This is a genomic window from Pseudomonas sp. TE6283 (genome assembly GCF_054060555.1).
In genome coordinates, this window is record NZ_JBSSDH010000005.1 from 123,083 (window position 1) to 136,916 (window position 13,834).

The 13,834-nt window shown below is 65.6% G+C and carries 10 protein-coding genes; 6 read left to right on the top strand and 4 right to left on the bottom strand.

What is annotated here, in order from left to right; translation table 11 throughout:
* Positions 1–3 precede the first annotated feature (3 nt).
* The 4 genes from ACVWZ5_RS09400 to ACVWZ5_RS09415 all read left to right on the top strand — a co-directional run bounded on the left by ACVWZ5_RS09400 (position 4) and on the right by ACVWZ5_RS09415 (position 5,984).
* Positions 4–636: a DsbA family protein gene (locus ACVWZ5_RS09400; RefSeq protein WP_280087660.1), complete on the top strand. Its 633-nt coding sequence runs from the start codon at positions 4–6 to the stop codon at positions 634–636.
* Positions 629–2,461 (top strand): ABC transporter ATP-binding protein, encoded by a 1,833-nt coding sequence (locus ACVWZ5_RS09405; protein ID WP_280087659.1) that lies wholly within the window; start codon positions 629–631, stop codon positions 2,459–2,461. Before ACVWZ5_RS09400 ends, ACVWZ5_RS09405 begins: the two co-directional genes overlap by 8 nt.
* Positions 2,462–2,703: 242 nt before the next feature.
* Complete coding sequence (locus ACVWZ5_RS09410) at positions 2,704–5,160, top strand: EAL domain-containing protein (protein WP_062573192.1); 2,457 nt, start codon at positions 2,704–2,706, stop codon at positions 5,158–5,160.
* Positions 5,161–5,198: 38 nt separating this feature from the next.
* Complete coding sequence (locus ACVWZ5_RS09415; protein ID WP_084941754.1) at positions 5,199–5,984, top strand: TenA family transcriptional regulator; 786 nt, start codon at positions 5,199–5,201, stop codon at positions 5,982–5,984.
* A 68-nt stretch (positions 5,985–6,052) separates the two neighbouring features.
* On the opposite strand, the gene ACVWZ5_RS09420 is transcribed toward ACVWZ5_RS09415, so the two are convergent.
* The 4 genes from ACVWZ5_RS09420 to ACVWZ5_RS09435 form a co-directional block, all read right to left on the bottom strand.
* On the bottom strand, positions 6,053–6,793 hold the full coding sequence (locus tag ACVWZ5_RS09420; protein WP_207851637.1) for a YciK family oxidoreductase: 741 nt from the start codon (positions 6,791–6,793) through the stop codon (positions 6,053–6,055).
* A 47-nt stretch (positions 6,794–6,840) separates the two neighbouring features.
* Positions 6,841–7,512 carry an N-acetylmuramic acid 6-phosphate phosphatase MupP gene (gene mupP, locus ACVWZ5_RS09425; protein WP_062573193.1) on the bottom strand — a complete coding sequence of 224 codons (672 nt, stop codon included), beginning with the start codon at positions 7,510–7,512 and terminating at the stop codon, positions 6,841–6,843.
* Positions 7,513–7,514: 2 nt separating this feature from the next.
* Positions 7,515–8,213, bottom strand: coding sequence for a bifunctional 2-polyprenyl-6-hydroxyphenol methylase/3-demethylubiquinol 3-O-methyltransferase UbiG (gene ubiG, locus ACVWZ5_RS09430; RefSeq protein ID WP_028690830.1), 699 nt, complete (start codon positions 8,211–8,213; stop codon positions 7,515–7,517).
* Between the two features lie 63 nt (positions 8,214–8,276).
* Entirely contained in the window at positions 8,277–9,602 is a 1,326-nt protein-coding gene (locus tag ACVWZ5_RS09435; RefSeq protein WP_457340577.1) for a TRZ/ATZ family hydrolase, read from the bottom strand.
* Between the two features lie 111 nt (positions 9,603–9,713).
* On the opposite strand from ACVWZ5_RS09435, the gene mtnA reads away from it, so the two are divergent.
* Together mtnA and gyrA are read left to right on the top strand one after the other, a co-directional pair.
* Positions 9,714–10,790: an S-methyl-5-thioribose-1-phosphate isomerase gene (mtnA, locus tag ACVWZ5_RS09440; RefSeq protein WP_062573195.1), complete on the top strand. Its 1,077-nt coding sequence runs from the start codon at positions 9,714–9,716 to the stop codon at positions 10,788–10,790.
* A gap of 248 nt (positions 10,791–11,038) precedes the next feature.
* Positions 11,039–13,801, top strand: a complete 2,763-nt coding sequence (gene gyrA / locus ACVWZ5_RS09445) for a DNA gyrase subunit A (protein WP_062573196.1) — start codon at positions 11,039–11,041, stop codon at positions 13,799–13,801.
* The last annotated feature ends 33 nt before the right edge of the window (positions 13,802–13,834 follow it).

Here is a 13,834-nt window from a genome sequence, read left to right on the forward strand (position 1 = left end):
TGCATGTCCGCACGCCTGCTCTATGTGATGGACCCGATGTGCTCCTGGTGCTGGGGTTTTGCTCCGGTGGCCGAGGCGCTGATCGCCCAGGCGCGTGAGGCGGGTGTCGTCACCCGCCTGGTGCCCGGTGGCCTGCGCAGCGGCGGCAGCGCCCTGGATGCCTCGACCCGCAAGTACATCCTCGAGCACTGGCAGGCGGTGCATGACGCCACCGGGCAGCCGTTTCGTTTCGATGGCGCGATGCCTGACGGTTTCGTCTACGACACCGAGCCTGCGTGCCGCGCGCTGGTCGCGGCGCGCGAGCTGGACGATGAGCGGGCCTGGGCGCTGCTCAAGCTGATCCAGCGGTCGTTCTACGAGCAGGGGCTGGATGTCACCCGCGCCCCGCAACTGGTGGAGCTGGCCGAACAGGCCGGTTTCGACCGCGAGGCGTTCTCGCAGCGCTTCACCAGCGCCGATACCCGTGCCGCCACAAGTGCCGACTTCGGCTGGGTGCAGGACCTGGGCATCGCCGGTTTTCCGACGCTGCTGGCCGAGCGCAATGGCCAGCTGGCCCTGCTGACCAACGGCTACCAGTCGCTGGACAGCTTGCAACCGCTGCTCGCCCGCTGGCTGCAGCAGGCCGCCTGTGCTTGACCTGCCAGGGTCGCCAGACCCTGTGCCAGGGAAGTCTCCCGCTGTGCCCGATCGCCTGAGCTGGGCGGAAATCCGCCGCCTGGCCCTGCACCACAAGCGAGCCCTGTGGACCGCCAACCTGGTGGCCGTGCTCGCTGCCCTGTGCAGCGTGCCCATCCCCTTGCTGCTGCCGTTGCTGGTGGATGAAGTGCTGCTGGGGCATGGCGACGCCGCACTGAAGTGGATGAACAACTTCCTGCCCGCAGGCTGGCAGGTGGCCGCGGGCTATATCGGCCTGATGCTGTGCGCCACCTTGGGCCTGCGCCTGGCGGCGCTGGCGTTCAACGTGGTCCAGGCCAAGCTGTTTGCCGGCCTGGCCAAGGACATCGTCTACCGTCTGCGCGTCCGCCTGATCGAGCGGCTAAAGCGCATTTCGCTCAAGGAATACGAAAGCCTGGGCAGCGGTACGGTGACTACCCACCTGGTCACCGACCTGGACACCCTCGACAAGTTCGTCGGCGAAACCCTCAGCCGCTTCCTGGTGGCCGTGCTCACCCTGACCGGCACCGCCGCCATCCTGATCTGGATGCACTGGCAGCTGGCGCTGTTGATCCTTTTGTTCAACCCGCTGGTGATTTACTTCACCGTGCAGTTGGGCAAGCGCGTCAAGCACTTGAAGAAGCTCGAGAACGACAGCACCGCACGCTTCACCCAGGCGCTGACCGAAACCCTCGATGCGATCCAGGAGATCCGCGCCGGCAACCGTCAGGGGTATTTCCTCGGTCGCCTGGGCCTGCGCGCCCGCGAGGTGCGCGACTATGCCGTGGCCTCGCAGTGGAAGAGCGATGCCAGTGGCCGGGCCAGCGGCCTGTTGTTCCAGTTCGGCATCGACATCTTCCGCGCCGCGGCGATGCTCACCGTGCTGTTCTCCGACCTGTCGATCGGCCAGATGCTGGCGGTGTTCAGCTACCTGTGGTTCATGATCGGCCCGGTGGAGCAGTTGCTGAACCTGCAATATGCCTACTACGCCGCTGGTGGCGCGCTCAGTCGCCTCAATGAGCTGCTGGCGCGGGCCGACGAGCCGCAGTACCCGGCGGCCAGCGACCCGTTCGCCGGGCGCGAGACGGTCGGCATCGAGGTGCGCGACCTGCGCTTCGCCTACGCCGACGAGCCGGTGCTGGACCAACTGAACCTGTCCATCGCCCCGGGTGAGAAGGTCGCTATCGTTGGCGCCAGCGGCGGCGGCAAGAGCACCCTGGTGCAGCTGCTGCTGGGGCTGTACAGCGCCCAGGCCGGGACCATCCGTTTCGGCGGCGCCAGCCTGCAGGAGATCGGCCTGGAGACCCTGCGCGAGAACGTCGCGGTGGTGCTGCAGCACCCGTCGCTGTTCAACGACAGCGTGCGCGCCAACCTGACCATGGGCCGCGATTGCAGTGACGATGCCTGCTGGCAGGCGCTGCGCATCGCCCAGCTGGACGCCACCATCGCCGCGCTGCCCCAGGGCCTGGACAGCATCGTCGGGCGTTCCGGCGTGCGTCTGTCCGGCGGCCAGCGCCAGCGTCTGGCGATCGCTCGCATGGTGCTGGCCGAGCCCAAGGTGGTCATTCTCGACGAAGCCACCTCGGCGCTGGACGCCGCCACCGAGTACAACCTGCACCAGGCCCTGGCGCGGTTCCTCAGCGGCCGCACCACGCTGATCATCGCCCACCGCCTGTCGGCGGTGAAGCAGGCCGACCGCGTGTTGGTGTTCGACGGCGGCCATGTCGCCGAGGACGGCGGCCATCAGCAACTGATCGCCGAGGGCGGCCTGTACGCCAAGCTCTACGGCCATCTGCAGCAGACCTGAGCTACCTGCGCCCGTGTAGGGGCGGTCTTGTGTCGCGAACGGCTGAGCAGCGGCCCTGGATCTCGCGCCTGGCTCAGGATTGCCGGGTCCGCTCTGCGGTCTTTTCGCGAAACACGGGCGCTTCTATAGGCGCTGCGCTCCTTTCCCCATCATCAAAAACCACGCCACAGGCATGGCAAATGGCCTACGCTGTGCTTGTCTAGGTCGATTCGTGCCTTATCTGCCGCCATGACAGGGACTACATGAAGGTAAATCGGACTCTCGAAGCGCCAAGGCTGCTGGGTATCATCTGGCCTTTCGTCGCCGTTGTGGTTTTCCAGGTACTGCTGGGCAGTCTGAGCCTTTATGCATTGTCCGCCATGCGCGCCTACGTGGCAGGCGAGAGTTTGTGGTCCAAAGCGCAGAAGGACGCCATCTATTACCTCAACCTCTACGCCGACGACCGCGATCCGTTGACCTATGCTCGCTACCGCCGGGCCATCCTGGTGCCCCAGGGCGACCACAACCTGCGCCTGGCCCTGGACCGACCCGAGCCGGACCTGGAGGCGGCGCGCCAGGGCGTGCTGCAGGGCGGCAACCACCCTGGGGACGTTGCCCGGATCATCTGGTTCTACCGCAACTTCCGTCATATCAGCTATATGGAAACCGCCATCGATTACTGGGACATCGGTGACGACTACCTGCGCCAGCTCGACGTGCTGGCCCAGCAGATGCGTCAAGGTTTCGCCAGCGGCGTTATCGATCCGCACCAGGTGGCCAACTGGAAGGCGCGCATCGTCGCCATCAATGACGGTGTCACCCCCGCCGCCAAGGCGTTCAGCGATGCCTTGGGTGAAGGCTCGCGGATGTTGCTCAAAGTGCTGATGCTCACCAACCTGGCCACCGCGCTATTCCTGATCGCCATGGCCTGGCGACGTTCGAGCAAGCTGCTGGCCCAGCGCCAGGCGTTCGCCAGTGCACTGCAGGAGGAGAAGGAGCGGGCGCAGATCACCCTGGAATCGATCGGCGACGCGGTGATCACCGCCGATGTCGACGGTTGCATCAGCTATATGAACCCGGCCGCCGAGCAGTTGACCCACTGGCAGGCGGTGCAGGCCCAGGGGCTGCCGCTGACGGCGTTGTTCAGCCTGCTTGACGAGAACGCCGAGGGTGACAGCCTGACGCTGGTCGAGCAGGTGCTCAGCGGCAGCCTCAAGGGCGGCGCCGAGCACGCCCGGCTGATCCAGCGCCTGGACGGCAGCACGGTGTCGGTCAACCTGGTGGGCTCGCCCATCCTCACCGAAGGGCAGGTCAGTGGTGTCGTGGTGGTGTTACACGACATGACCCAGGAGCGCCAGTACATTGCCAATTTGTCCTGGCAGGCCACCCATGACGCCCTGACCGGGCTGGCCAACCGCCGGGAGTTCGAGTATCGCCTGGAGCAGGCGCTCAACGGCCTGGCGCGCCAGGCCGGGCGCCATTCGCTGATGTTCCTCGACCTCGACCAGTTCAAGCTGGTCAACGATACCTGCGGCCATGCCGCCGGTGACGAATTGCTGCGGCATATCTGCGCGGTGCTGCAGTCGGGCCTGCGCGAGGGTGATACCCTCGCGCGCCTGGGTGGCGACGAGTTTGGCGTGCTCCTGGAGAATTGCCCGCCGGAGCAGGCCGAGCGCATTGCCGAACAGTTGCGCCAGTCCGTGCAAACCTTGCATTTCGTCTGGAAGGGGCGCCCCTTCGTAACCACGGTCAGCCTCGGCCTTGTGCACATCGCCCAGGTGCCCAGTACCCTGGAAGCTTCGTTGCGCGCGGCGGACATGGCCTGCTACATGGCCAAGGAGAAAGGACGCAATCGGGTCCAGGTCTATCATGCCGATGACAGCGAGCTGTCCATGCGCTTTGGCGAAATGGCCTGGATCCAGCGATTGCACGTGGCGCTGGAGGAGAACCGTTTCTGCCTCTACGCCCAGGAGATCGCGCCCTTGCATCCCCATGAGGGCGCCGGACATATCGAGATCCTCCTGCGCCTGCACGACGAAAGCGGGCGCACCATCCTGCCAGACAGCTTCATCCCCGCAGCGGAGCGCTATGGGCTGATGACCGCGCTCGACCGTTGGGTGGTGCGCAGCGTGTTCCAGGTGATCCGCCAGTGCGTGGACGAAGGCCGGGAGGGGCCCCTGGCGATGTGCGCCATCAATTTATCCGGCTCAAGTATCGGTGATGACAAGTTCCTCGAGTACTTGCAACGCCTGTTTGGCGAGTTCGACATCCCGCCTCGACTGATCTGTTTTGAAATTACCGAAACCAGCGCCATCGCCAATCTGGGCAGTGCGATCCGATTCATCAATGAATTGAAAGGACTGGGCTGCAAATTCTCGCTCGACGACTTCTGCGCCGGAATGTCGTCATTCGCCTATTTGAAGCATTTGCCTGTAGACTTCCTGAAGATCGACGGAAGTTTCGTCAAGGACATGCTCGATGACCCGATCAACCGGGCGATGGTCGAAGTGATCAATCACATCGGTCACGTCATGGGCAAGCGGACCATCGCAGAGTTTGTCGAGACACCGCTGATCGAGCAGGCTTTGCAGGAGATCGGCGTTGACTACGCCCAGGGATACCTTATCGAACGCCCGCAGGTCTTCACCTGCGACAGCCTGCAGCGCCAACGGATTGCCGCGAGGCCCCTTCTGCACCGGGCGCCGGGGACCTTTCGCTGATCAACGCCCGGAAATCACAGGGAATCAAGGAGCTGACAGTGATCGACGCGTTCGTAAGGATCGGACCATTGATGGATCCGGCCAGTTATCCGCAGTGGGCTCAACAACTGATAGAGGATTGCCGCGAAAGCAAGCGCCGGGTGGTGGAGCATGAGTTCTACCAGCGATTGCGCGATGGCCAGCTCAAGCAGTCGACCATCCGCCAGTACTTGATCGGTGGCTGGCCGGTGGTCGAGCAGTTTTCCCTCTACATGGCCCACAACCTCACCAAGACCCGCTACGCCCGGCACCCTGGCGAAGACATGGCGCGCCGCTGGCTGATGCGCAACATCCGGGTCGAGCTCAACCATGCCGACTACTGGGTGAACTGGTGCCAGGCACACGGTATCCATCTGCATGAATTGCAGTCCCAGGAAGTGCCGCCGGAGCTCAACAGCCTCAACGACTGGTGCTGGCGGGTGTGCGCCACCGAGTCGTTGGCTATCGCCATGGCGGCCACCAACTACGCCATCGAAGGTGCCACCGGCGAGTGGTCGGCGGTGGTGTGCGCCGAGGACACCTATGCCCAAGGGTTCCCCGAGGACACCCGCAAGCGCGCGATGAAGTGGCTGAAGATGCATGCGCAGTACGATGATGCGCATCCTTGGGAAGCGCTTGAGATCATCTGCACCCTGGCCGGCGAGAACCCCACGCTGGGGCTGCGCACCGAACTGCGTCGGGCGATCTGCAAGAGCTACGACTGCATGTTCCTGTTTTTGGAGCGTTGCATGCAGCTCGAGGGGCGTCAGCAGGGGCGTCTGCGCCCGGCATTGGCGGCGGGCTGAAACAGTTCGCCGGCAACCCGGCTCTTACAGTCGATTCCGTAGGAGCTGGCTTGCCGGCGAACCGGGCGTTACTGCGCGTTCAGCGCTTGTCCGTTCACATCCTTGCTGTCCGGCCCCATCAGGTACAGGTACACCGGCATGATTTCCTCGGGCAGCGGGTTGTTCTGCGGGTTCTCGCTCGGGTAGGCCTGGGCGCGCATCGCCGTGCGCGTGGCGCCCGGGTTGATGCTGTTCGAGCGTACCGGCGCCACGCCTTCCAGCTCGTCGGCCAAGGTCTGCATCAGTCCCTCAGTGGCGAACTTCGACACCCCGTAGGCACCCCAGTAGGCCCGGCCCTTGCGGCCGACGCTGCTGGAGGTGAACACCACCGAGGCGTCCTCGGACAGTTTCAGCAGCGGCAGCAGGGTGCTGGTCAGCATGAAGGTGGCGTTGACGTTGATGTGCATCACGCGCATGAAGTTGTCGCCCGAGAGCTGCTCCAGCGGCGTGCGCGGGCCGATGATCGAGGCGTTGTTGAGCAGGCCGTCGAGACGACCGAACTGCTCCTCGATCATCGCCGCCAGTTCGTCGTACTGGTGCGCCAGGGCGGTTTCCAGGTTGAACGGAATCACCACCGGCTGCGGATGGCCAGCGGCCTCGATCTGGTCGTAGACCTCGTTGAGGTTGGACTCGGTCTTGCCCAGCAGCAACACGGTGGCGCCCAGGGCGGCGTAGGCCTTGGCGGCGGCGGCGCCGATGCCGCGACCGGCGCCGGTGACCAGGATGATCCGGTCCTTGAGCAGGTCGGGGCGGGCGGTGTAGTCGAACATCGGTCTGTCCTTAAATCGGTTGCGATCAATGGGGGCTGCGCGAAGGTTCAGCAGCCGCACAGCGCGCTGTCGATCACCTTGCGCAGTTCCAGCGGGTGGTCCACCACCACGTCGGCGCCCCAGTTGTTGGGGTTGTCCTCTGGATGAATATAGCCATAGCGCACCGCTGCGGTGCGGGTGCCGGCGTCACGGCCGGACTCGATGTCACGCAGGTCATCGCCGACGAACAGCACGCTGGCCGGGTCCAGGCCCAGGGTCTTGCACGCCAGGATCAACGGTTCGGGGTCGGGCTTGCTGTTCTTCACGTGGTCTGGGCAGATCAGTAGTGCCGAGCGCTCTGCCAGGCCCAGGCGCTGCATGATCGGTTCGGCGAAGCGCACCGGCTTGTTGGTGACCACGCCCCACAGCAGGTTGCCTTTCTCGATGTCGGCCAGCAGCTCCGGCATGCCGTCGAACAGCTTGCTGTGCACCGCGCAGTCGCGCTGGTAGCGCTCGAGGAATTCCAGGCGCAGGGCTTCGAAGCCGTCGGCCTCGGGGTTCATGGCGAAGGTTGCGGCGACCATGGCGCGGGCGCCGCCGGAGATCACCTCGCGGATGCGCGCGTCGTCGATGGCCGGCAGGCCGCGGTCGGCGAGCATCGCCTGGCAGATGGCGATGAAGTCAGGCGCCGTGTCCAGCAGGGTGCCGTCCATGTCGAAGAGTACTGCTCGCAGGCGCATGCTCATTCCTCGCGCAGGGTCTGGATCATGTAGTTGACGTCGACGTCGTTGCTGAGCTTGTAGTGCTTGGTCAGCGGGTTGTAGGTCAGGCCGATGATGTCCTTGACCTCGAGGCCCGCGGCGCGGCTCCAGGCGCCCAGCTCGGAGGGGCGGATGAATTTCTTGAAGTCATGGGTGCCGCGCGGCAGCATCTTGAGGATGTACTCGGCGCCGATGATCGCCAGCAGGTAGGCCTTGGGGTTGCGGTTGATGGTCGAGAAGAACACCTGGCCGCCCGGCTTGACCATGCGGTAGCAGGCACGGATCACCGACGAAGGGTCGGGCACGTGCTCGAGCATCTCCAGGCAGGTGACCACGTCGAACTGCTCGGGCATCTCTTCGGCCAGGGCCTCGGCGGTGATCTGCCGGTACTCCACCGCCACGCCGGACTCCAGCTGGTGCAACTGGGCCACCGCCAGCGGCGCCTCGCCCATGTCGATGCCGGTCACGGTGGCGCCGCGCTGGGCCATCGCCTCGCTGAGGATGCCGCCGCCGCAGCCGACGTCCAGCACCTTCTTGCCGGCAAGGGCGACGCGCTCGTCGATCCAGTTGACCCGCAGCGGGTTGATGTCGTGCAGTGGCTTGAACTCGCTCTCGCGGTCCCACCAGCGGTGGGCCAGGGCTTCGAACTTGGCGATTTCGGCGTGGTCGACGTTGCTCATCTGAACAGTCCTCTGAAGCTTCTATGAAAGTGTCACGGGGCGCCAGCCGTGGCTGGCGCCCGGTTATTCGTTGCGCCCGCCGATGCGGGCTCCCCAGGCACGGGCATTGGCGGCCAGGGCCTGCTCGTCCATCCGCGTCAGGTGGCGGTCCAGCACCAGGGCGTGGCCGGCGACCCAGACGTCCTTCACGCAATCGCGGCCGGTGGCGTAGATCAGTTGCGAGACCGGGTCGTGCACCGGCTGCTGCGCCAGCCCCGACAGGTCGAAGGCGACCAGGTCGGCGGCCTTGCCCACCTCGAGCGAGCCGGTCGTCGCCTCCAGGCCCAGCGCCCGGGCACCGTTGAGCGTGGCCATGCACAGCGCCCGGTGGGCGTCCAGGGCGGTGGCCGAGCCGGCGACGGCCTTGGCCAGCAGCGCGGCGGTACGGGTTTCGCCGAGCAGGTCGAGGTCATTGTTGCTGGCGGCACCGTCGGTGCCCACCGCCACGTTCACCCCGGCCTGCCATAAGCGCTCCACCGGGCAGAAGCCGCTGGCCAGCTTGAGGTTGGACTCGGGGCAGTGGACCACGCTGGTGTTGCTTTCTACCAGCAGCGCCAGATCCTCGTCGCTGACCTGGGTCATGTGCACCGCCTGCAGGTTCGGCCCCAGCAGGCCCAGGCGGGCGAGGCGGGCCAGCGGGCGCTCACCGTTGTCCTTGAGCGCCTGCTCGACTTCGCCGGCGGTCTCGTGGATATGCATGTGCAGCGGTGCGTCGAGCTGGTCGGCGATCACCCGGATCTTCTCCAGGTTCGCATCGCTGACCGTGTACGGCGCGTGCGGGCCAAGGGCGACGGTAATGCGCGGGTGGTGGCGCAGGTCGCCGAACAGCTCGATGGCCAGGTGCAGGCCCTCATCCGGGGTGCGCGCGCCGGGGATCGGGAAGTCCAGCAGCGGCACGGCGATCTGCGCGCGGATGCCGCTTTGGTGCACGCGGTCGCAGGCCTCGCGGGGGAAGAAGTACATGTCGGCGAAGCAGGTGATGCCGCCCTTGAGCTGTTCGGCGATGGCAAGGTCGGTGCCGTCACGCACAAAGGCCTCGTCCACCCAGCGGCCCTCGGCCGGCCAGATATGCTCCTGAAGCCAGGTCATCAGCGGCAGGTCATCGGCCAGGCCACGGAACAGGGCCATGGCGGCGTGACCATGGGCGTTGACCAGCCCAGGCGTCAGCACGCAGTCGGGCAGTTCGCGCACTTCCCGGGCCCGGGGTGCCCGCTCGCGGGGGCCGAGCCAGGCGATCTGGCCGTCCAGCACCCCCAGCGCATGGCCTTCGAGCACCACGCCGGCCGGCTCCACGGGGACCAGCCAGTCCGGCACAAGCAGCAGGTCGAGGAGGGGGATGGCGGTGGGCATGCGCGGCATATACCTGGGTCGGTTCGGCTAAACGCGCAGTATACCCGAGCGTCCGCGGCTGAGGGTCGCTATAATCGCCGGCTTTTGATGCCAGGGCGACGGGGAGAGGCGATGCGCGAGCAACTGATGGCGGCGGAGACGGTGACGGGCATCGAATGGCGCGACGGCGTGCTGCACCTGCTCGACCAGCGCCTGCTGCCGCTGGAGCAGTGCTGGCTGGCCTGCACGCAGGCGTACGAGGTGGCCGAGGCAATCAGCGACATGGCTGTACGCGGCGCCCCGGCGATCGGAATCTGCGCCGCCTATGGCCTGGTGCTGGCTTTGCGCCAGCGATTGGCCGAGGGTGACGGCTGGGAGGAGTCCCTCGAGGAGGACTTCATGCTGCTGGGCGAGGCGCGCCCGACCCCGGCCAACCTGTTCTGGGCGCTCAACCGCATGCGTGAACGCCTGCAGCGCCTGCGCCCAGGGGAGGATGTGCTGGCGGTGATGGAGGCCGAGGCGGTGGCCATCCATGAAAGCGATCGCGAGGCCAACCTGACCATGGCCCAGTTCGGCGTCGAGCAGATTCGTCGCCACCAGGGCAGCGAACAGGCTCTGCTCACCCATGGCAACGCCGGCGCCTTGGCTACCGGCGGCTTCGGCACCGCCTTGGGGGTGATCCGCGCTGCCACCCTGGAAGGCATGGTCGAGCAGGTCTATGCCTGCGAGTCGCGGCCCTGGTTGCAGGGCTCGCGCCTGACCGCCTGGGAGCTGGCCGCCGATGGCGTGCCGGTGACCGTGGTCGCCGACGCGGCCATGGGGCACCTGATGAAGACCAAGGGCATCACCTGGGTGGTGGTAGGCGCCGACTGTATCGCCGCCAATGGCGACGTGGCGGCGAAAATCGGCACCTACCAGATGGCGGTGACCGCCATGCACCACGGCCTGCGCTTCATGGTGGTGGCGCCGAGCACCAGCGTCGACCTGAACCTGGCCACCGGCGAGGACATCCCGCTGGAGACCCGTGGCGAAGAAGAGCTGCTGGAAGTCGCGGGCATCCAGGTGACGGCCGATGTCGAGGCCTACAACCCGGTGGTGGATGTCACCCCGGCGGACCTGATCGACGTGATCGTCACCGAGAGGGGTGTGGTCGAGCGTCCGGATACGGCGAAAATCGCCCAGTTGATGTGCCGCAAACGCCTGCATTGAGGTGTTTTTTCACCCGTTTGGATGGCGCTTCAAGGCAACCTGCCATATCTCCCATGCGTCCCGTGTTTGTGATACCATCCGGCAGTTTCCAAGGCCGCTCTTTGCGGCGGCCTTCATTGCGCAGATCCATGTCACAACTCATTGATTTGTCGTAAGTCGTCGCACCCCATATGCGCTGCGGCGGCGAGCTTCGTTCGTCCTTCGAGGGATCAGGCGAAGTTTCACCAGAAAAAGGAATCAGGCTTCTCATGGGCGAACTGGCCAAAGAAATCCTCCCGGTCAATATCGAAGACGAACTGAGACAGTCTTACCTCGACTACGCGATGAGCGTTATTGTCGGGCGAGCGCTGCCCGATGCGCGTGACGGCTTGAAGCCCGTGCATCGCCGCGTTCTGTATGCGATGAGCGAACTGGGCAACGACTGGAACAAGCCGTACAAGAAATCCGCCCGTGTGGTCGGTGACGTGATCGGTAAGTACCACCCGCACGGCGACACCGCTGTGTACGACACCATCGTGCGCATGGCCCAGCCCTTCTCGCTGCGCTACCTGCTGGTCGATGGCCAGGGCAACTTCGGTTCGGTGGACGGTGACAACGCCGCGGCCATGCGATACACCGAAGTGCGCATGGCCAAGTTGGCCCACGAGCTGCTGGCCGACCTGCACAAGGAAACCGTCGACTGGGTGCCCAACTACGACGGCACCGAGCAGATCCCGGCGGTCATGCCGACCAAGATCCCCAACCTGCTGGTCAACGGTTCCAGCGGTATCGCCGTGGGCATGGCCACCAACATCCCGCCGCACAACCTCGGCGAAGTGATCGATGGCTGCCTGGCGCTGATCGACAACTCCGACATCACGGTCGATGAGCTGATGCAGTTCATCCCGGGTCCGGACTTCCCCACTGCCGGCCAGATCAACGGTCGCCAGGGTATCATCGAGGCCTACCGCACCGGCCGTGGCCGCATCTATATGCGCGCCCGTTCCGAGATCGAGGACATCGACAAGGTCGGTGGCCGCCAGCAGATCGTCGTCACCGAGCTGCCGTACCAGCTGAACAAGGCGCGGCTGATCGAGAAGATCGCCGAGCTGGTCAAAGAGAAGAAGATCGAAGGCATCACCGAGCTGCGCGACGAGTCCGACAAGGACGGCATGCGCATCGTCATCGAGCTGCGTCGCGGCGAGGTGCCGGAAGTGGTGCTCAACAACCTCTACCAGCAGACCCAGCTGCAGAGCGTGTTCGGCATCAACATCGTCGCCCTGATCGACGGTCGCCCGCGCCTGCTGAACCTCAAGGACCTGCTCGAGGCGTTCGTTCGCCACCGTCGCGAAGTGGTTACCCGCCGCACCGTGTTCGAGCTGCGCAAGGCCCGCGAGCGTGGCCACATCCTTGAAGGCCAGGCGGTCGCGCTGTCCAACATCGACCCGGTCATCGCCCTGATCAAGGCCTCGCCGACCCCGTCCGAAGCCAAGGAAGCGCTGATCAGCACCGCCTGGGAGTCCAGCGCGGTGCAGGTCATGGTCGAGCGCGCCGGCGCCGAGTCCTGCCGTCCGGAAGACCTGCCGGAGCAGTACGGTCTGCGCGAGGGCAAGTACTACCTGTCGCCGGAGCAGGCCCAGGCCATCCTCGAGCTGCGCCTGCACCGCCTGACCGGCCTGGAGCACGAGAAGCTGCTGGCCGAGTACCAGGAGATCCTCGAGCAGATCGGCGAGCTGATCCGCATCCTCAGCAGCGCCGAGCGCCTGATGGAAGTGATCCGCGAAGAGCTCGAAGCGATCCGCGCCGAGTACGGCGATGCCCGCCGCACCGAGATCCTCAACGCCAGCCACGACCTCAACTACGGTGACATGATCCCGGAAGAAGAGCGCGTGGTGACCATCTCCCACGGTGGTTACGCCAAGACCCAGCCATTGTCCGCCTACCAGGCCCAGCGCCGCGGCGGCAAGGGCAAGTCGGCCACCGGCGTCAAGGACGAGGACTACATCGAGCACCTGCTGGTCGCCAACAGCCATGCCACCCTGCTGCTGTTCTCCAGCAAGGGCAAGGTGTACTGGAAGAAGACCTACGACATCCCCGAGGCCTCCCGCGCTGCCCGCGGTCGTCCGCTGGTCAACCTGCTGCCGCTGGAGGAGGGTGAGCGCATCACCGCCATGCTGCAGATCGACCTGGAGGCGCTGCAGCAGCACGCAGACCCTGAGGAAGAGCTGGAAGACAGCGACGATAGCGTGATCGAAGGCGAGCTGGTGGAAGCCGAAGAGATCGACGAGGAAGACGGCGACACCCCGGAGTGGGTCGCCGAACCGACCGGCGCCTACATCTTCATGGCCACCGCCTCCGGTACCGTCAAGAAGACCCCGCTGGTGCAGTTCGCCCGTCCGCGCTCCAACGGCTTGATCGCCCTGAAGCTCAAGGAAGGCGACACCCTGATCGCCGCGGCCATCACCGACGGCGCCAAGGAAGTGATGATGTTCTCCGACGCCGGCAAGGTGATCCGCTTCGCCGAGAGCGTGGTGCGCGAGATGGGCCGTAATGCCCGTGGCGTGCGCGGCATGAAACTGGGCAAGGGCCAGCAGATCATCTCCATGCTGATCCCCGAGTCCGGTGCGCAGATCCTCACTGCCTCCGAGCGTGGCTTCGGCAAGCGCACCCCGCTGTCCAAGTTCCCGCGTCGCGGCCGTGGCGGCCAGGGCGTGATCGCCATGGGCACCAAGGGGCGCAACGGCCTGCTGATCGGCGCCATCCAGGTGCAGGAAGGCGAGGAGATCATGCTGATTTCCGACCAGGGCACCCTGGTGCGCACGCGGGTCGGCGAAGTGTCCAGCCTGAGCCGTAACACCCAGGGTGTTACGCTGATCAAGCTGGCCACGGACGAAACCCTGGTGGGCCTGGAGCGTGTCCAGGAGCCATCCGAGGAAGAACTCGACGACCTGGTCGAGACGGACGAGGAGGGCGCCCCGCTCGATGCAGTGGGCGAGGACAACGCAGGCGCCGAAGAGGCACCTCAGGAATAACCGAAGCAACAACCCGAACGGGGCGACCAAGGT